This is a genomic window from Vreelandella maris, assembly GCF_013371085.1.
GTDB lineage: Bacteria > Pseudomonadota > Gammaproteobacteria > Pseudomonadales > Halomonadaceae > Vreelandella > Vreelandella maris.
Window position 1 is genome coordinate 185,889 of sequence record NZ_JABWCV010000004.1, and the last position, 18,282, is coordinate 204,170.

At 56.6% G+C, this 18,282-nt stretch carries 15 protein-coding genes; 8 read left to right on the forward strand and 7 right to left on the reverse strand.

Features of this window, described 5'->3' with window-relative positions:
• Nucleotides 1–317: 317 nt before the first annotated feature.
• A complete protein-coding gene (locus HUO07_RS04735) occupies nucleotides 318–1,904 on the forward strand; it encodes a glucan biosynthesis protein G (RefSeq protein ID WP_176302597.1) in 1,587 nt (528 codons plus the stop codon).
• Nucleotides 1,897–4,416, forward strand: a complete 2,520-nt coding sequence (gene mdoH, locus HUO07_RS04740) for a glucans biosynthesis glucosyltransferase MdoH (protein WP_176302598.1) — start codon at nucleotides 1,897–1,899, stop codon at nucleotides 4,414–4,416. The genes HUO07_RS04735 and mdoH overlap by 8 nt, the downstream gene beginning before the upstream one ends.
• Here mdoH and HUO07_RS04745 read toward each other — a convergent pair.
• Complete coding sequence (locus HUO07_RS04745; protein WP_176302599.1) at nucleotides 4,399–5,361, reverse strand: helix-turn-helix domain-containing protein; 963 nt, start codon at nucleotides 5,359–5,361, stop codon at nucleotides 4,399–4,401. The genes mdoH and HUO07_RS04745 overlap by 18 nt on opposite strands.
• 209 nt (nucleotides 5,362–5,570) lie before the next feature.
• Between HUO07_RS04745 and HUO07_RS04750 the strand changes: the two genes are divergently transcribed.
• The 6 genes from HUO07_RS04750 (at nucleotide 5,571) to HUO07_RS04775 (ending at nucleotide 12,546) form a co-directional block, all read left to right on the forward strand.
• Nucleotides 5,571–6,986 carry an ethanolamine ammonia-lyase subunit EutB gene (locus tag HUO07_RS04750; RefSeq protein WP_176302600.1) on the forward strand — a complete coding sequence of 472 codons (1,416 nt, stop codon included), beginning with the start codon at nucleotides 5,571–5,573 and terminating at the stop codon, nucleotides 6,984–6,986.
• Nucleotides 6,976–7,812 carry an ethanolamine ammonia-lyase subunit EutC gene (eutC, locus tag HUO07_RS04755; RefSeq protein ID WP_176302601.1) on the forward strand — a complete coding sequence of 279 codons (837 nt, stop codon included), beginning with the start codon at nucleotides 6,976–6,978 and terminating at the stop codon, nucleotides 7,810–7,812. The genes HUO07_RS04750 and eutC overlap by 11 nt, the downstream gene beginning before the upstream one ends.
• A gap of 114 nt (nucleotides 7,813–7,926) precedes the next feature.
• Nucleotides 7,927–9,366, forward strand: a complete 1,440-nt coding sequence (gene eat, locus HUO07_RS04760) for an ethanolamine permease (RefSeq protein ID WP_176302602.1) — start codon at nucleotides 7,927–7,929, stop codon at nucleotides 9,364–9,366.
• Between the two features lie 84 nt (nucleotides 9,367–9,450).
• Nucleotides 9,451–9,945 carry a CIA30 family protein gene (locus tag HUO07_RS04765; RefSeq protein WP_176302603.1) on the forward strand — a complete coding sequence of 165 codons (495 nt, stop codon included), beginning with the start codon at nucleotides 9,451–9,453 and terminating at the stop codon, nucleotides 9,943–9,945.
• 84 nt (nucleotides 9,946–10,029) lie between these two features.
• Nucleotides 10,030–11,790 carry a bifunctional isocitrate dehydrogenase kinase/phosphatase gene (gene aceK, locus HUO07_RS04770; RefSeq protein WP_176302604.1) on the forward strand — a complete coding sequence of 587 codons (1,761 nt, stop codon included), beginning with the start codon at nucleotides 10,030–10,032 and terminating at the stop codon, nucleotides 11,788–11,790.
• Between the two features lie 42 nt (nucleotides 11,791–11,832).
• Entirely contained in the window at nucleotides 11,833–12,546 is a 714-nt protein-coding gene (locus tag HUO07_RS04775; RefSeq protein WP_176302605.1) for an SIR2 family NAD-dependent protein deacylase, read from the forward strand.
• Nucleotides 12,547–12,554: 8 nt separating this feature from the next.
• Here HUO07_RS04775 and bioA read toward each other — a convergent pair whose 3' ends face one another.
• The 6 genes from bioA to bioB are packed head-to-tail and all read right to left on the reverse strand — an operon-like array spanning nucleotide 12,555 to nucleotide 18,260.
• Entirely contained in the window at nucleotides 12,555–13,826 is a 1,272-nt protein-coding gene (bioA, locus tag HUO07_RS04780; RefSeq protein WP_176302606.1) for an adenosylmethionine--8-amino-7-oxononanoate transaminase, read from the reverse strand.
• Nucleotides 13,823–14,512, reverse strand: a complete 690-nt coding sequence (gene bioD / locus HUO07_RS04785) for a dethiobiotin synthase (protein WP_176302607.1) — start codon at nucleotides 14,510–14,512, stop codon at nucleotides 13,823–13,825. The genes bioA and bioD overlap by 4 nt, the downstream gene beginning before the upstream one ends.
• Nucleotides 14,509–15,291: a malonyl-ACP O-methyltransferase gene (locus HUO07_RS04790; protein ID WP_176302608.1), complete on the reverse strand. Its 783-nt coding sequence runs from the start codon at nucleotides 15,289–15,291 to the stop codon at nucleotides 14,509–14,511. The genes bioD and HUO07_RS04790 overlap by 4 nt, the downstream gene beginning before the upstream one ends.
• Nucleotides 15,288–16,034: an alpha/beta fold hydrolase gene (locus HUO07_RS04795; RefSeq protein ID WP_176302609.1), complete on the reverse strand. Its 747-nt coding sequence runs from the start codon at nucleotides 16,032–16,034 to the stop codon at nucleotides 15,288–15,290. Before HUO07_RS04795 ends, HUO07_RS04790 begins: the two co-directional genes overlap by 4 nt.
• Nucleotides 16,016–17,173, reverse strand: coding sequence for an 8-amino-7-oxononanoate synthase (gene bioF, locus HUO07_RS04800; protein WP_176302610.1), 1,158 nt, complete (start codon nucleotides 17,171–17,173; stop codon nucleotides 16,016–16,018). Before bioF ends, HUO07_RS04795 begins: the two co-directional genes overlap by 19 nt.
• Nucleotides 17,166–18,260: a biotin synthase BioB gene (gene bioB, locus HUO07_RS04805; protein WP_176302611.1), complete on the reverse strand. Its 1,095-nt coding sequence runs from the start codon at nucleotides 18,258–18,260 to the stop codon at nucleotides 17,166–17,168. The genes bioF and bioB overlap by 8 nt, the downstream gene beginning before the upstream one ends.
• Between the last annotated feature and the right edge of the window lie 22 nt (nucleotides 18,261–18,282).

The following is an 18,282-nucleotide window of genomic DNA, read 5'->3' on the forward strand; positions in this document are numbered from 1 at the left end:
CGCAAAACTACGGCTTGTAATAGACCACCCGCTTAATGTAGCGCCTCTCCACGCGGTTCAACATATTGAGTAAGTTCTAATTTTTTTGCCTCAGTCCTTTCAAAAAGCTCGGCCAATCAGGGTGCCAAGTAGTCTAGACTCATGCTATACCTAAAATGTAATCTAATCGTTACATACGCGCATGGCGTGTGTTTTGGCGATGGCGAGCAATAGCAGAAGGACGCAATTAGCTGATCGAATGGTCTCTCACGTATGTCGATTCGGCAAATAAGCGTATTTGATTTCAGGCAAAGGATTGTACAGGAGGATTACGCTAAATGAGTGGATCGACCCCGCTAAGCAAATTTTCACGCCGCAACGATTTTTTTTCTCTAGCTGTTCTAGGCGGGCTGCTGGTTGGAAGCTTCCCTCTTGAGGCTTTTGCGTTTGGCTTTGAAGATGTCGCTAGAAAAGCAGAAGAGCTAGCCCAGCAGGGCTATCGTGCTCCAGAAACGTCGTTGCCCAATGAGCTGCGAGAACTCAGTTTTGCGGAATATGCGCAAATACAGTACAAGCGAGATCGCGACGTGTGGAGCGGTAGAGGCGCACCTTTCACCCTGAGCTTTATCCATGAAGGGATGCATTACGACAGCGCAATCCAGTTAAACAGTATTGATCAGGAAGGCGAGGTTCATGGCTTTGCTTACAACCCTGATGACTTCACTTACGGTGATTTAGGCATCTCCGACGAAGTGAAGAACAGCGATAGCATTGGTATTGCCGGTGTTAAGATCAACCATGCGCTCAATGAAGGTGGCCGCAATGAGGAGATAATGGTCTTTCTGGGGGCAAGCTATTTCCGCGCTATTGGCAGAGGGCAGGTTTATGGTCTTTCAGGGCGCGGACTGGCTGTTGATACAGGGTTGCCTTCAGGCGAGGAGTTTCCTCGTTTTACAGAAATGTGGATCATCGAACCTAGCCCAGAAAGCCAGTACTTGACGATTTTCGCCCTGCTTGATTCGCCTAGCGTTACTGGCGCCTACCGCTTCGTGCTGCGTCCTGGAGAAGACACCTTAGTCGACGTGCAGTCGCGGCTATATGTGCGCCGGGCGGTCGAGAAATTGGGGATAGCACCGCTCACCAGCATGTACCTTTACGGCCCAGAGCAGCCCTCTTCGACACAACACTATATCCCGGCAATCCATGACTCTAATGGCCTATTAATCAATGATGCGCAAAATGGTTGGACATGGCGCCCGCTAGCCAATCCAGCCAGATTGATGATGAATCGACAGGCAACGCCTCAGTTACGCGGTTATGGCCTGATGCAACGTGGCCACAATTTTAGCGATTATCAGGATATTGCCGCACGCTATGACCTACGCCCAAGCGCCTGGGTTGAGCCACAAAATGAATGGGGGGCAGGCAGTGTTGAGCTGATTCAGATTCCGACAGACAACGAGACCAACGACAACATCGTTTCGATGTGGCTGGCTGATGAAGCACATGACCCTGAAACCCCGCTGGCGTTCGATTACCGTATTACGTTCACAACCGATGAAAGCCGTCACCTTGATCCTCAGCTTGCGTGGGTTGAAGAAACACGTCGCTCACGGGGAGAGGTGATTCGCGATAACCTGGTGCGCGAGCCCGACGGTACGCTCGCTTTCGTTCTCGATTTTATCGGGCCCTCGCTTTCCGGTATCGGCCGCGATGCAAATATGACCGTTGAGGCAAGTGTTGGCGATAATGGCGAATTAGCCAATAGTCGCGTTGTTCATAACCCGGCGACCAACGGCTGGCGTGTATTTGTCAACGTGAAGCGCAGTAATGGCAGTCAGCCTTTGGATATCAGGGCCAAGCTAATGCTCGATGGCAAACAAATGTCCGAAACGTGGTACTACAGGCTGCCCGCTAATGGCTGAAACAATGTCTTCCTCCCAGGCAGCGCCAACGGATCTGTATTTAGAGCGGTTGGCGTTGGAAACCCAGGATCGTAAGGAGCGCTACACGCTATTAGCCGGTGACCTTGATAAACTTGATATGGCTTCACTGCATGCTGCGTTGGGTGGAGATAGCGAGAGCGAAGGTGATTGGCAGAATAAAAATAATGATGACCCAGCGGCATTATCAGTGGGTCGACGCTTAGCGCTTGCCTATGCAGAGCCGCCATTAGCACCACCAGAGGTACTGTCAACGGACACGTCTGGCATTACGCGCCTGCGAACGTCGCCGCCGATGAAACGAACGCCATTGGCGCCCCAGAAGTGGTCGACCAATCCTTTCGTCAATATTGGGCGCCGTTTCAAGCGCTGGGCTAACGGTGATTTTCGAAAGCGCAGAAGAGAGTCACCCTCCGCGTCCTGGAAGTGGGTCGCCAGAAGGCGTCGTTGGATTTTGCTGGTGCTGATTTTCGGTCAAAGTATCATCGCTGCCAATCAGATGCGTACCGTACTCCCCGGCCAGGGCCTGCAGTGGCTTGAAGTCACTATTCTGTCGCTGTTTGTGCTGCTATTCGCCTGGGTGTCCGCGGGATTTTGGACCGCTTTGATGGGGTTTTTCCAACTATTACGAAGCCATGATCGCTACGCCATTGACAGCGAAGTGGGCGACGAGCCGATTGATGATGAGGCGCGCACAGCACTGCTGGTGCCGATCTGTAATGAGGATGTTGCCAGGGTGTTCGCTGGCGTGCGCGCCACCCTGGAGTCCCTGCGCAGCACGGGCAATGACCGTCATTTCGATATCTTCATCCTGAGCGATACATCCGATCCTGATATTGCCATTCAAGAAACCTATGCCTGGCTGGTGTTGTGCCGTGACCTGGATGCTTTCGGCCAAGTTTACTATCGCCGTCGACAGCGCCGTGTCAAACGCAAGAGCGGTAATCTGGACGATTTTTGCCGCCGGTGGGGAGCACTCTATCGTTACATGGTGGTGCTGGATGCCGATAGTGTCATGAGCGGCAAATGCCTGACCCGGCTGGTACAAATGATGGAGGTGCACTCCAGGGTCGGCATTATCCAAACAGCGCCACGCGCTTCGGGGCGCCTCAACCTGTACGCTCGCATGCAGCAGTTTGCGACGCGGGTTTATGGGCCGTTGTTTACCGCCGGGCTCCATTTTTGGCAGCTGGGCGAGTCGCACTACTGGGGCCATAACGCGATCATTCGTCTAGCCCCGTTTATGCAGCACTGCATACTGGCGCCGCTGCCCGGTAAGGGCTCCATGTCCGGTGAGATATTATCCCATGACTTTGTCGAAGCAGCGCTGATGCGGCGCGCGGGTTGGGGGGTATGGATTGCTTACAAGCTGGAAGGCAGCTATGAAGAAATGCCGCCTAACCTGCTTGATGAGCTCAATCGCGACAGGCGCTGGTGCCACGGGAATTTGATGAACTTCCGGCTTTTTTTCTCGCAAGGTATTCATCCCGTTCACCGCGCCGTCTTCCTGACCGGTTTAATGTCTTATCTGTCAGCGCCGCTATGGTGTCTTTTTTTAATTCTTTCCACCGCACTTCTGGCAGTGCATAGCTTTAGCACGCCTGACTACTTTCCTGAGCCGGGGATGTTGTTTCCTGTTTGGCCGCAGTGGAATCCCACCTTGGCGGTGGGCTTGTTCGGCGTGACGGCATTACTGCTGTTTTTACCTAAGTTGCTCAGCGTACTGCTGGTGTGGATAAAGGGCAGCCGTCAATTTGGCGGGCCGTTCAAGGTGCTGGCGAGCATGGTTCTCGAGTCGCTATTTTCGATGCTATTAGCGCCGGTAAGAATGCTGTTTCACACCCGCTTTGTACTGACGTCAGTGATGGGTTGGGCAGTCCAGTGGCGCTCACCGTCCCGGGAAAATAGCGACACGACGTGGGGTGATGCCATCCGCGCGCATTGGACACAGACGCTCATTGGGGCTGTGTGGGCAGCGGGTGTTTACATGATGGAACCCACCTTCCTCTGGTGGCTCTCGCCCATTGTGGTTGCTTTGATGCTATCCATCCCGGTATCGGCATTGTCGAGCCGTGTTTCGCTAGGGCAGCTCAGCTTTCAAAAGCGGCTCTTCCGAATTCCTGAAGAAACCCAGCCACCACGGGTATTGCGGCGCATGGTGAGCTTGCTTGCCCAGATGAACACCGGGATGTCGGCGCCCTCTTTCGCCCGAGTGGTGGTAGAGCCCGTGCCTAATGCGTTGGCGACGGCTTTAGGCACATCACGGCACACCGATGTCTCGCCCATACGCCAGCGCCGAGCCGAGCGGGTTTCTCGCGCCGTATTGATGGGGCCAGCGGGAATGAGTCGATTGGAGCGGCTGGATTTTCTAGATGATCCAGTGATGATGTCTCAATTGCACTATCACCTATGGGTCGATAGCAAGGCGCATCACGGTTGGTTTGAACTGGGTCTGCCAGGGCGTGAATCCACGCATCTACCGACCTTTAGCTAAGCTGACTTTTGCGTTAAGCGTCTGTGACGGACACTCACCAAACTGCTGCTTATAGTCGTGGGCGAATTGCCCCAGATGCCAGAAGCCCCAGTAAGTGGCTATTTCCGTTACCGACTGCTCGGGTGATGCGGCTCGCAGCGCCCGACGCACACGATTGAGCCGCGTTAAACGTAAATACTGCAGTGGGCTAATGCCCAAAATAGCCGTAAAGCTGTACTGCAGCGTGCGCCGACTAACATGGGTCAGCTGGCAAAGTTCATCCATGGTTATCGGGCCATCCATGTGCTCATCCACGTAGCGCTTTACCCGGTCAACCACTTCTTTACGATGCGCGTAGCTGGGCGGCAGCTCTGCACTAGGCTGTTCGGCTTGCAGGAGTTCCAGCAGCGCCATCAGCAGAATGTCTTGATGGATATGGCTAGCAATAGCCATCGTTTGGCTAGTCAGCAGGCGCTCAATAAGAAACGCGACGGCATTGAGCGTTTCGCTTGCTGCTTGTCGACGGGGCATGACGTCCCAGCCTGTATCCAAGCTCATCCCCTGTCGCTTAGCGGCCTCTGCTAACGCTGGTAATTGAATCACTAGCCCATAGATATCGAATCCTTCCGGCGTCACCAATTCAAAATCCCGCCCACCGGGACGGCACATTACGTCGCCCTCTCTAAGCGCTTGGCCATTGATCCGCGTGCCATGTCGAGTCGTGGGGATGCCGATCCATAGCGAGTTTGGCCATACCCGACACTGCTGACGTAGCGCTTGCCCAGTGTGCTCCTTGAACACCTGCATCGTTTCTAACGCCACTTCATCCAGGCGACCATAGAAGCTGCCAGGGCTGAGCTGGTCGTACTCCTGCTGCCAGCGAGTCAGGTTTTGCGCATGCTCATCGGCATCGAACGCTTCCTGGACGCATCTTTTTGGTGCAAATGCGCTTTCGAGCGTGGTCATGGGGCTCTCCTCGGGGCGTTATATGAGCCCAATATTGCAGGGTTAACGCCTTAACTTTCTGTATTTATTTAAATTTATTAAATATTAACGGGTTTGCCAAAACTCGATACTCCCTCTCTAGTGATAGCGCTATGGTGGAAACAAGCAAGTTTTATACCTCTACGCGCAGTCAGCGCGATAAAAAAGCAGTCGTTAAAAAGGAAAGCTCCATGGCGCAGACCTATCACACCACGGTGGGGAGTCGCAGCTATCGCTTTGCAAGCCTGGCAGAGCTAATGGCTAAAGCCACACCGCCCCGTTCCGGCGACCGTTTGGCCGGGGTAATGGCGGAGAGCGCCGAAGAGCGCGTGGTCGCTCAGATGGTATTGGCTGAACTCCCGCTCACCACCTTTTTAAATGAGGCCCTGATTCCTTACGAGGAGGATGAGATCACCCGGCTGATTATGGATGATCATGACGCCGACGCCTTCGCCCCCATTCGTCATCTCACCGTGGGCGATTTTCGTAACTGGCTACTCTCCGATCACGCGACTAGCGATGTATTAACGGAAGTGAAAGCGGGGATTACCCCGGAAATGGCCGCTGCCGTCAGCAAGCTGATGCGTAACCAGGATTTAATTCTGGTCGCTAAAAAGTGTCGGGTCACCACCGCCTTTCGCAACACGATTGGCCTGCCGGGCCGCCTCTCTACTCGACTCCAGCCTAATCACCCGACGGACGATGTGACCGGTATTGCTGCCAGTATCCTGGATGGCCTGCTTTATGGCAGTGGCGATGCGGTGATTGGTATCAACCCCGCGACTGATAACGTCGCCCAGAGCGTCAAGCTGATGCGCCTGATGGACGAGGTGATTCAGAAGTATCAAATCCCCACCCAGTCCTGCGTGTTGACCCACGTAACGAACACCTTGGAGGCGATCGAGCAAGGCGCCCCGGTCGACTTGGTCTTCCAATCGATTGGCGGCACCGAGGCCACTAACCGCAGTTTTGGCTTTGACTTGAGCACCCTCGCCGAAGCCGAAGCAGCCGCGCAGTCGCTCAACCGCGGCACAGTGGGCCGCAACGTGATGTATTTTGAAACCGGCCAGGGCAGCTCGCTCTCCGCCGACGCCCATCACGGGCTTGATCAGCAAACCTGCGAATCGCGCGCCTATGCGGTGGCGCGCAAGTTCAACCCCTTGCTGGTGAACACCGTGGTGGGTTTTATCGGCCCGGAGTATCTCTTTGACGGCAAAGAGATCACCCGTGCAGGGCTTGAGGATCACTTCTGCGGAAAATTGCTGGGTGTGCCTATGGGCTGCGATGTCTGCTACACCAATCACGCCGAAGCCGATCAAAACGACATGGATAACCTGCTTACGCTGCTCGGCGTGGCGGGCTGCAACTTCATCATGGGCATTCCTGGCTCCGACGACATCATGCTCAATTACCAGACGACTTCGTTTCACGATGCGCTCTATGCACGGAGGGTGCTGGGACTGAAGGCCGCGCCGGAATTTGAGCGCTGGCTCGAAGAGATGCAGATTTTCCAGGATGTCAGCACCCACCGGCTCAATGACCAGCTTCCGGCCGCCTTTGCCAATAGCCTGCGCCATCTGCCCAAGGAGCCGCGCCATGGCACATGATCCGTCATCTCCCATCGTGGTGGAGAACCCCTGGGAGAGGCTGAATGCCTTTACCGACGCGCGCATTGGCCTGGGGCGCGCTGGGGTTAGCCTGCCGACCAGCAAGCTCCTGGCATTTCAGTTGGCTCATGCCCAAGCCCAGGATGCGGTTCACTGCCCGCTGGATGTGGAAGCGCTCTCCACCGAGCTGACCCAAGCCCTGGATTTGTCTGAGGCGACGCTTCGCCTGCACAGCCATGCCCAGGATCGTGCCATGTACCTGCAGCGGCCCGACTATGGCCGACGCCTTAACGACGAGAGCCGTGAGCACCTGCAGCAAGCCGCCGCGTCCCAGCAGCGCTATGACCTTGCTGTGGTGGTGGTCGATGGACTTTCTGCGCTGGCCGTGCAGCAGAACAGCGCGCCGTTTCTTGGCTCGCTTTATCAGATGCTGAGCAGCGACACCGCTGATTGGCAGCTAGCGCCGTTAACGATTGTCGAGCAGGGGCGAGTAGCGATTGGCGATGAGATTGGTGGGCTGCTCAACGCGGACGCCGTGCTGGTGATGATCGGTGAACGGCCGGGGCTGAGCTCACCGGATAGCCTGGGATTGTATATGACATGGGCGCCAGAACCGGGGCTCAAGGATGACCGACGCAACTGCATTTCCAATGTGCGCCCGGCGGGTTTGCAAATAGAGGAGGCCGCCCGGCGTTTCTTTCTGCTGTTAAAAGAGGCCCGTCAGCTCAAATTGTCTGGCGTTAAGTTGAAAGATCGCAGCGAGGACGATGTGTTGGAAGGGGACTCAGCATCAGGCTCGACGCGTAACTTCCTGGTGGCGGATTAACGTCACCCAAAAGCGATATCCCATAACAACGATCACATAACAAAACGGAACAACGTTGGTAAACAACAGCACGCCGCTGATGACGATTTCGTTCCACACTGAAAGGGCAAAACGATGACACAACCATCGATTGATCAGGCGTATCTGGCAAAACGCCAACTACGTAAAGGCACTGCTGGCTGGATGCTGTTGGCGGGGCTTGGGGTTTCCTACGTCATTTCCGGTGACTTCGCCGGGTGGAACTTTGGTATCGCCGAAGCGGGCTGGGGTGGCTTTGCGATAGCGGCCTGTTTGATGGCGCTGATGTATCTGGCGCTGGTGCTGTCCCTCGCGGAAATGTCCGCGGCGATTCCCGCAGCGGGCGGTGGCTATAGCTTTGCCCGCCAGGCAATGGGGCCTGCCGGTGGTTATTTAACGGGGCTTGCAGTATTGATCGAGTACGCCTTGGCCCCAGCGGCGATTGTGATCTTTATCGGTGCCGCGGTAGAGGCTTTAATCGGCATTAACGGCCCGCTGGTTTACCTGATTTTCTACGCCGTTTTCATTGGTATCCACTTGGCAGGCGTAGGGGAAGCGCTCAAGGTCATGATGGTGATTAGCGGCCTGGCGGTGTTCGCTATTCTGGCAACTGCTGTCGCGCTAATTGGCAGTTTCGACGCTGCCAACCTGTTTGATATTGCCCCCACCGATTCGGCGGGCGCCAGCACCTTTATGCCGTTTGGCTGGTACGGCGTTTGGGCGGCGCTGCCGTTTGGTATGTGGCTGTTCCTGGCGGTGGAAGGTGTACCGCTGGCCGCGGAAGAAGCCAAAGATCCCGCTCGGGATATGCCCAAAGGGATTATCGCGGCGATGCTGTTTCTGCTCTTCACGGCGCTATTAGTCGTGGTGTTACTGGCCGGTGCGGCAGGCGCTGAGATGATCGGTCAAAGCGGCGTACCGTTGGTGGATGCACTGAACGCGGCGGGCAGCCCGACCCTGGCTACGCTGGTGAATGTGCTGGGCCTGGCGGGTCTGATCGCTTCCTTCTTCTCGATTATTTATGGCTACAGCCGGTTAGTGTTTGCGCTCTCACGGGCGGGGTATTTGCCGAAGCCGCTATCGCTGACCAGCGGCCGTAAAGTGCCTTATTTGGCACTGATCGTGCCCGGCGTGTTTGGTTTTCTGGTGTCGTTGAGCGGGGAAGGCGATTTGATGCTGGGAATGGCCGTGGTCGGTGCGACGATCTCTTATGCGCTCATGGCACTCAGCCATATTCTGCTGCGGGTAAAACAACCCGACCTGCCGCGTCCGTATAAAACGCCTGGCGGTGTCGTCACCTCAGGGGTTGCACTGGTGCTGTCGCTGGTCGCGCTCACCGGGGTATACGCCTTCGACCCACGCGCCTTTAACTACACCATCGTGCTGTTCATTGTTGGCGCAGCCTACTTCTTCCTCTATAGCAAGAATCACCTCGTAGCGAAAACCGCCGAGGAGGAGTTTGCACTGGTGGTCGCGTCACCTGAAGAACTGGATGATAGTGATTCAGATCCAGCGGTCACGACAGCGAAGCTGTAACTTACAAGGCTAATCGCCTAGGCTGAACAAGCCTCTTTGCCCTGCGGCAAAGAGGCTTTTTTTGGCTGATGAGAAGGAGTCGTTATGGCGTTAACATTTGATAGTCCCAATGAACAACAGCGCTGGTATGCCGTGGATGATGGCGTGATGGGGGGCGTTTCAAAAAGTGGTTTTTGCGTTAGCGATGGCGTAGGTCGCTTCCAGGGCGATGTGTCGCTGGAAAACGGCGGTGGTTTTGCCTCCGTTCGCCGCGAGCCCAACGGGTTCGAGCCAACGCTAGCGGATGCCCAGGGGATAGCGTTGACGGTGCGGGGGGATGGACGTACCTATCAACTGCGCCTGAAAACTACCTCTCTTGGCAATGCTTCAGCGTACCGAGTGAAATTTACGCCTTCTCAAGATGCCTGGGAGACACTGCACTTTTCATGGGATGCTTTTGAAGCGGTGCGACGGGGAACGCTATTGAGTGATGCCCCTGCCGTAACCCCAAGCGAGATTCATCAACTTGGCTTTTTAATCGCGGACCGCACCGCGGGGCCTTTCTGCCTTCAGATCAACCTAATCGAGCCCCTGCGCTAAGTTGGCGTTGGCTACCCACCAAGGTCGTCTCGCATGTAGCTTCCAGTTACGCGAAGCTGGTAAAAATGATCAGGAGCACGGCCCTTGAAACACGCACCTGCGTACCGCTTAGCCACGACGATTTTGCACGGTTTTGATGAGTACCGTGCGCGCTTTAAAGAGATCACTGCCGATGCCAGCCGTCGTTTCCGTGATGCGGCGTGGCGTGACACCCAACAGGCGTCGGCGGAGCGCATTAATCTTTATCAGGAAAAGATCGACGTTACGCTTGGGCGCTTAAAGCGCACTTTCGATCCTGACGTGGTGTCCCACTGCGAGAGCTGGCGCGAGGCGCGCAACCACTATGCTGAACTGATCAGCCACCGGCTCGATTACGAACTCGCTGAGACCTTCTTTAACTCGCTGTTCTGCGCCATTTTCCATCATCGCCATATCCGCAATGAGTGGATGTTTGTGTATAGCTCCCGGGAGGATGCTGCCCATCGCTCGGGAATTGATCTCTGCCGTCGCAAACAGGTGAATGGCGACTGGCAGGCTGCCCTCAAATGGGCGCTTATTGATGCGCCTTTCGAAAACCGTTTTGCGGAAATAGACCAGGATACCCATCTCGGCGCCACTTTCTTACAGCAGCACTTACCCTCGGCGATTTTGAACACCGGCGATGCGGAAATCGAATTGCTGAATAGCGTTTTCTACCGCAATAAAGGGGCTTATCTGGTCGGGCGTATTCGTGGCGGTGGAGAGCAAGTACCGCTGGTGCTGCCGGTACTCCACGGCGAGGGATTTGGCGAGCAGCAGGGGGGCGACCCTTGCCTACACCTGGATACGGTGCTGATTGAAACCGATGAAGTGTCGATTATTTTCTCCTTTACCCGCGCTTATTTTCAGGTGGAGGTCGCGGTACCCAGGGAGTTTGTCGATTACCTGCAGCAGCTGATGCCGCACAAACCGGAAGGCGAGCTTTACGCTGCCATCGGGTTCTTCAAACATGGCAAAACCGAGTTTTTCCGAGCCCTGAACCGTCAGGTCGCCAAGCGCGAAGATCAGTTTATTATCGCCCCTGGCGTGCGCGGCATGGTGATGGCAGTGTTTGTGTTACCCAGCTTTCGCACCGTGTTTAAGATCATTAAAGATAAATTCGACCCGGCTAAAGACGTGACCCACGCCGTGGTGCGCGAAAAGTACCGGCTAGTAAAACGCCATGACCGGGTAGGGCGCATGGCCGATACTCAAGAGTTCTCCAATTTTATTGTCCGCCAGGATCATTTTGCGCCGGAGTGCCTGGAGCACTTACTGGAAGTGGCGCCCTCTACCGTTGTGTTGAAAGACGATAAGGTCATTATCAAACACTGCTACACCGAGCGCATGATGACGCCGCTGAATATCTATCTGGAGCAGTGCAGCGAACAAGAGAAGGAGATGGTGCTTAAGGATTACGGCAATGCCATCAAGCAGATGGCTGCGGCGAATATCTTTCCCGGCGATATGCTGCTGAAAAACTTTGGCGTGACGCGCCATGGAAGGGTGATCTTCTACGACTACGATGAGGTCTGCTATCTCACTGAATGCCGTTTCAGACAACTTCCGAAATCCTATGGCAATGACTTCCAGGGGGGCGATACGTTATCCATCGGCCCTAACGATATTTTCCCGGAGGAGTTTGGCCCTTTCATGTTTGCCAACCCTCAATTGCGCCGCCTGTTTATGGAGCAGCATCCAGAGTTATTCGACCCGGATTACTGGCTGGAACTGCAGCAGGCAATTATCGATGGCCGGGTCATCGACGTATACCCCTATCGAAATAAGCAGCGTTTCGTGGGTACGATAGGCCAACTGGTATATTAGGCTTCTATTTTAGGCCCATGAAACACAAGCGACGAGGTAAGCATGGCAGCAAGCCCGCATTTGGTGGTGTTTACCGGCTCTGGGATTAGTGCCGAGAGTGGCATCAAGACCTTCCGTGCCAGCGACGGACTATGGGAGAACCATCCGGTTGAAGATGTCGCCACCCCTCAGGCGTGGCGGCGCAATCCGCAGCAAGTGCTGGATTTTTATAACCAGCGTCGTGAACAGATACGTCGTGCCAAGCCCAACGCGGCCCATAAGGCGCTGGCTGCCCTGGAGCAAGAGGGGTTTAACGTCAGCATTATTACCCAGAATATTGATGACCTTCATGAGCGTGCAGGCTCTCGCCATGTATTACATTTGCATGGCGAGATTTTAAAAGCCCGTTCGTCAATCGATGAACGCATGCGCTACCCGCTGCCGAAAGGGGGCATCGAGCTGGGCAATGTGTGCGACAAGGGCAGCCAACTGCGGCCCGACGTGGTCTGGTTTGGCGAATCGGTGCCGCTGTTTGCGGAGGCCTGCGACCTTGTTAGCCAGGCTGACTTTCTGCTGGTCGTTGGCACGTCGCTGGCCGTCATGCCCGCCGCTTCGCTGCTCTCGTACATTGACTACGACACGCCCTGCGCCCTGGTCGACCCGGAGGCGGATATGCTCAGCCCGCCGGGCGTGCTGGCAATCAATACCACGGCTGGAGAAGGCGTTCCAGCGTTGGTAAACCGCTGGAAGCAGCAGGGTAATCTTGTATTGTCATAGCCCTCGCTTTAGCTGCGGCTAAACCACGCCTTCATTACATCGGTAATCTGGGAGATTTCCGCTTCAGAAGTAATGTAGGCGGGCATGGTATAGAGCCAGCGACCAATGGGACGCAGCCATACGCCGCGCTCGCGGGCGAAGTCACCTACGCCCTTTAACGCTTCAGCGGAGTGCGCTTCGATCACTGCGGTGGCGCCGAGCACGCGAACGTCAGCCACGGCCGGATGTGCATTCAGTGCCTGATCTTCGAGTAGTTCACGCTGCAGTTGCTGACTGAGCTTGGCAATCTTGTCCAGGTAATTCTCTTCCTCGAAGACGCGCAGACTCTCCAACGCCACGCGGCAGGCCAGCGGGTTGCCCATAAAGGTAGGCCCGTGCATAAAAGCGTGCTGGGAAGTGTCGCCGATAAAGGCGTCATGGACACGATCCGTGGCGAGCGTAGCGGCGTGACCCAAATAGCCGCCGGTCAAGCCTTTGGAGAGCACCATGATATCCGGCGTGATGCCCGCGTGGTCGGCGGCAAACAGTTTGCCGGTGCGGCCAAAGCCGGTGGCGACTTCATCAAAAATTAGCAGCACCCCAAACTCATCGCACAGTTCCCTGGCGCCAGTGACATAGTCCGGCGAGGTCATGTTGAGCCCGCCTGCTGCTTGTAAAAGCGGTTCCATCAATAGGGCGGCGATTTCATCATGGTGGCGCTCAAATACGCGACGCAGGGCGCTAAGGTCGTGCTCGACCTGTTCAGCGGTGGCATCAAAAGGGGCCGTGGGCGCCGGGGCGAAATGGTGTTGTGGCAGTAGGCTGGCGAACAGGCTATGCATGCCTTCCTCCGGGTCGCATACCGCCATGCAGCCGGTAGTGTCGCCGTGGTATGCCTTCATCAACGAGAGCATCTTTTGCTTGCCGGGGTTGCCGGTGAGTACCTGGTACTGGAGGGCCATTTTCATCGCCACTTCCATGCCCACCGAGCCGCTATCCGAATAGAACACATGATTCAGCCCGGCGGGGGTAATGCGCACCAGCTCACGCGCTAATTGATCGGCGGGGTCGTGGGTTAAGCCGCCGAGCATCACATGGCACAGCTCGCCTGCCTGCTCGCGAATGGCCGATACAAGGCGCGGGTGGCCATAGCCGTGAATCATGCACCACCAGGAGCAGGTGGCATCCAGCAGACGCTCGCCGCTTTCGAGCACAAAGTGGGCACCGTCACCGCCAACCACCTTGGGCGCGGGCGTTTGGGTTTTTAAGTGGGCATAAGGATGCCAAACCGGCGTGTTCATAACGGCTCCAGGGAGAGGTAGGGGGCGGCAGTTGCGGCGTCGGGGTCATCTAGATGAGGAACAATGCCTAAACAGGGGGCTGCCAGCTTAGCGTTCAAATGGGCAATATTGGCCTCAAAACGGGCTGTATTAGCCGCAAAAGCGGGGTCAACTACGCTGCCCGCCCACCCTGCTAATACCAAGCCGTCTGCGCGAATAGCTTCCGCCGTTAAGCGAGCATGATTCAAGCAGCCCAGCTTTAGGCCAACCACCAGAATCACCGGCAGCTCAAGCGCCATCGCCAGGTCGGCAAAATCTTCCTGCGCGTTTAACGGCACGCGCCAGCCACCGGCGCCTTCAATCAGGGTGAAGTCTCTGGGTGTTTGGCTAAGCGTTTCACGCAGCAAGTGAGTAATAGCGCTCACCTCAAGCAGCTGGCCCGCCTCTAACGCGGCAAGATGAGGCGCAATGGCGGGGGCAAAGGCGATGGGGTTCACCGTGGCGTAGTGGATCGGCGGCACGCTTTGATGCTGAAGGGCGAGGGCATCACTATTCCGCAAGCCTTCAGGCGTGGCTTGGCTGCCCGAGGCGATAGGTTTTAAGCCCAGCGTACTCAACTGCTGTTGGCGGGCGGCATATAACAATCCGCTGGTGACCAATGTTTTACCCGCATCGGTATCGGTGCCAGTCACAAACCAAACGTTCATAGCGATTTTTCCAATTGCAGCGTTAAGCAGTGGTAGCTCACGGGTAGGCCTTCCGGCTGGCGGCGTTGTTCAAAGCGCGCTTGTGCGGCGGTTACATCAGAACGGGTAAGAGCTGCTTGCGACCCGGGAAGCTGCGCGCCCACGCCTTTGATAGACGCCATCACCGCCTTCAAGTCAGTGTAATAGAAGCGTTCAACGGTGATCGTCTGCCGAGTGATGGTTAAGCCGTGATCAAGAATGGCTCTCTCGACGCTGGCGCGATCAGGTGTTTGCAGCAGCGCCTCGGGGCGCTGCCAGGCAAAGGCGATCTCCTCCAGGGTGCCGGGCAGCAGCGTCGTCATATGCGCCTGCCCACCGGGTGTGAGAACCCGGTAAAGCTCAGCCATCACCGCGCCAATGTCAGGGCACCATTGCACCGCCAAGTTGGAAAACACTAGGTCAAATGAATGCTCATCAAATGGCTGGGCAGCAGCATCACCCGGTTGCCAGTGGATACTTTCACCGTGGCGCTGGCGGGCCTGTTCCAGCATGCCAGGGGCTAAATCTAACCCCGTTATACGAGCATTCGGGTAACGTTCAGCCAACCGCTGTGTCCAGACACCGGTGCCGCACCCCATATCCAACACGTTATAAGCGTGTGGAGGTAACGTCCCCCAAAGCATCTCACCTATATGGCGTTGTGCAGTGGCTAGCGTATCGTAGCGGGGAGCAGCTCGTGAGAAAGCGTGGGCGACCCGTGCCTGCCAGTTTGCCTCAGTCTTCAGCGTTAGATCGTTCATAAAGCCGCCGTGCTAATGTTAGTCATCTGATTAGCATGACGGACAATCTCGGCGGCGAGCACCTGGGGCTGCGAGAGCATCGGGCAGTGGCCGACATTGCTTAAGGGTTTGCTGATGCGGCGCTGGGCGGGGCTGATAAATGGATCATGGTCGCCAATAAGACGTACCACCGGGCAAGGGGGCGCCGCTAGACATGGGCGATTATCAATCGATGCCAGCCAGTGCAGTCCGGTAGCCAGGGTGGTGCTGTCGGCGGGGGGCGTATCACCCAGCAAATCATGCAGTTGCCGGTAAGCCTGCCGAGGGCTGGGCTCCCCTTGGGTTTGCCAGCGCAAAAAGTGTTGCCACGTCGCGGTGGGAGCGCGTTGAAAGGCGCGCTGAAAGGCGCTCAGTTCGGCGCTAGTGACGCCACCTTTAGCCTTCACATCGTCTTTGACACAGAATGCATCCCCCGCACCGAGCAGAATCAGGCCCCGAGGTGGTGGGATATATGCCAGTAGCGCCGTCGCCAGTAGCCCACCCAATGACCAGCCGACCCAGACCGCATCGCTGTCTAACGGCTCGGCCATCGCGTCTGCCAGCTCTTGCAGCGTCGCGTTGGCCGTAAGCGGAGGCTTATCGCCGTAGCCGGGCCACTCTATTGCCTGGGCAGCTAGGTCGCTTGGCCAGTGCGCCTCGAGCGGCTGCCAAATGCGCTGGTCGATTCCCCAGCCGGAGAGCAGAATTAAACGCAGGGGCTGCATAACGCCTCTTGTTGCTGGCAGTGGTGGAGCGCGGCTAACAGTTGATCAATGTCGTCGTGCTGATGGTGCGCACTTAAAGTCACACGTAGACGGGACTCACCCTTGGGCACCGTTGGCGGCCTAATCGCCCCCACCTGTATGCTCTTTTGCTGTAGCTGCAACGTCCAGCTTAAGGTACGCGTTTCATCGCCCAGGATCAGTGGCTGAATGGGGGTGGCCGACTCGCTGAGCGGTAGCCCCAGTTGCAGCGCCTCATGGCGAAAGTAAGCGATATTGGCGTTTAGTTGGTCACGACGTTCCGGCTCACTCTGAACGATCTCCAGCGCTTTTAACGTCGCGGCGGCGATGGCCGGGGGCTGGGCGGTGGTATAGATATAGCTACGTGAAAACTGAATCAAGTGCTCGATTAGCTCGGCATCCCCGGCTACAAAAGCCCCAGCGGTGCCCAACGCTTTGCCCAGGGTGCCGACCAAAATCGGTACGTCGGTGCTGTTCCAGGTGCTGCCCACGCAGCCGCTGCCATTGTCGCCTAGCACCCCTACGCCGTGGGCATCATCGATCATCAGCCAGGCGTTGTGCTGACGACTGACTTCAGCCAGCGTGGCAATGTCGGCGATATCGCCATCCATACTGAAAACGCCATCGCTGACCACGAGCTTATGCGCGCACTCACTGCGCGCCAGCAGGCTTTCCAGATCAATAGCATCGCGGTGATGAAAGCGACGCGAGCGGGCTCCGCTTAACGCGGCGCCATCGATTAGCGATGCGTGGTTGAGGCGATCCTGGAAAAGTGCGGTATGGCGATCTGCCAACGCTTGCAGTACGCCGAGATTGGCCATATAGCCGGTAGAAAACAGCAGCGCACGTTCGCGGCCTGTCCAGTGCGCTAACGCTTCTTCCAAGGCGTCGTGAACCTCCAGATGACCGCTGACCAAATGCGAAGCGCCTGCACCTGCACCGTAACGGTGAGCGCCCGCCGCCTGAGCCTCGCTTACGCGGGGGTCTTGAGCGAGGCCTAGGTAGTCGTTACCCGCAAAGTCGAGGGTATTGCTTTTGGCTACCTGCCGAGTTCGCCAACGCTCCGTCTGTTGACGATGAGCGCGGGCGTCGGCCAGACGCTGTTGCCACGCTTCAGACACTGGCGTCTACCGCCAGCTCGGCAACGCGTTCGGCGTGCACCTGCTGCTGTGCCTGTTGGGCAAGGCGTGCCGCTTGGATATCCTCGCTTTCGCAGGTCTCGCGCTTCTCAGGGTGCAGGCCCAGCTTGGCAAACAGCGCACGGTCACGATCTACTTGGGGGTTGCCGGTGGTCAGCAGTTTGTCGCCATAGAAGATCGAGTTGGCGCCTGCCAAAAACGCCAGCGCCTGGGTCGATTCGTTCATCTGCTCGCGGCCAGCAGAGAGCCGCACATGGCTTTGCGGCATCATAATGCGGGCGACCGCAATGGCGCGGATGAACTCGACCGGGTCTAAATCCTCGACGTTTTCCAGCGGTGTGCCGGGCACTTTCACCAGCATATTGATCGGCACGGATTCGGGGTGCGGGGAGAGCTTGGCCAGCTGTTGCAGCAGGGCGCTACGATCTTTGGCATCTTCGCCCATGCCGAGAATGCCGCCGGAGCACACTTTCATGCCTGCATCACGCACGTTCGAAAGCGTTTCCAGCCGGTCGCTGTAGGTGCGGGTGGTGATGATTTCGCCGTAAAACTCCGGCGAAGTATCCAGATTGTGGTTGTAGTAATCGAGCCCCGCCGTGGCCAGTCGGCTGGCCTGTTCGCCGTCGACCATCCCCAGCGTCATGCAGGTCTCCAGGCCCACGGCTTTCACCTGACGAACCATCTCTTCGACCAGCAGTAGATCCTTATCCCGCGGGCTGCGCCAGGCGGCGCCCATGCAAAACCGGCTGGCACCTGCCTCTTTCGCTGCCTTGGCTTGTTCGACGACCTTTTCAATTTCCAGCAGCTTCTCTTTTTCCAGCTGGGTGTTGTAGTGGCCGGATTGAGGGCAGTATTTGCAATCCTCCGGGCAGGCGCCGGTCTTGATCGAGAGCAGGGTAGAGACCTGCACGGCGTTAGCATCGAAGTGGGCACGGTGAACCTGCTGGGCTTGAAACAGTAGATCATTGAACGGCAGCGCGAAAAGCGCGTTGATCTCTTCTAGCGTCCAGTCGTGGCGTTGTTCATGAAGGAGCTGTTCATGAAGTAACTGTTCGTGTTGCACGGTCATATGTAAACCTTTTTATCTATAT

What these genes read in the sequence shown, in the direction of transcription:
- HUO07_RS04745 (WP_176302599.1), bottom strand. Translation starts at nt 5,361, where the DNA reads ATGACCACGCTCGAAAGCGCATTTGCACCAAAAAGATGCGTCCAGGAA.
- HUO07_RS04735 (WP_176302597.1), top strand. Translation starts at nt 318, where the DNA reads ATGAGTGGATCGACCCCGCTAAGCAAATTTTCACGCCGCAACGATTTT.
- mdoH (WP_176302598.1), top strand. Translation starts at nt 1,897, where the DNA reads ATGGCTGAAACAATGTCTTCCTCCCAGGCAGCGCCAACGGATCTGTAT.
- bioD (WP_176302607.1), bottom strand. Translation starts at nt 14,512, where the DNA reads ATGAACGTTTGGTTTGTGACTGGCACCGATACCGATGCGGGTAAAACA.
- HUO07_RS04750 (WP_176302600.1), top strand. Translation starts at nt 5,571, where the DNA reads ATGGCGCAGACCTATCACACCACGGTGGGGAGTCGCAGCTATCGCTTT.
- HUO07_RS04790 (WP_176302608.1), bottom strand. Translation starts at nt 15,291, where the DNA reads ATGAACGATCTAACGCTGAAGACTGAGGCAAACTGGCAGGCACGGGTC.
- HUO07_RS04775 (WP_176302605.1), top strand. Translation starts at nt 11,833, where the DNA reads ATGGCAGCAAGCCCGCATTTGGTGGTGTTTACCGGCTCTGGGATTAGT.
- HUO07_RS04795 (WP_176302609.1), bottom strand. Translation starts at nt 16,034, where the DNA reads ATGCAGCCCCTGCGTTTAATTCTGCTCTCCGGCTGGGGAATCGACCAG.
- eat (WP_176302602.1), top strand. Translation starts at nt 7,927, where the DNA reads ATGACACAACCATCGATTGATCAGGCGTATCTGGCAAAACGCCAACTA.
- HUO07_RS04765 (WP_176302603.1), top strand. Translation starts at nt 9,451, where the DNA reads ATGGCGTTAACATTTGATAGTCCCAATGAACAACAGCGCTGGTATGCC.
- eutC (WP_176302601.1), top strand. Translation starts at nt 6,976, where the DNA reads ATGGCACATGATCCGTCATCTCCCATCGTGGTGGAGAACCCCTGGGAG.
- bioB (WP_176302611.1), bottom strand. Translation starts at nt 18,260, where the DNA reads ATGACCGTGCAACACGAACAGTTACTTCATGAACAGCTCCTTCATGAA.
- bioA (WP_176302606.1), bottom strand. Translation starts at nt 13,826, where the DNA reads ATGAACACGCCGGTTTGGCATCCTTATGCCCACTTAAAAACCCAAACG.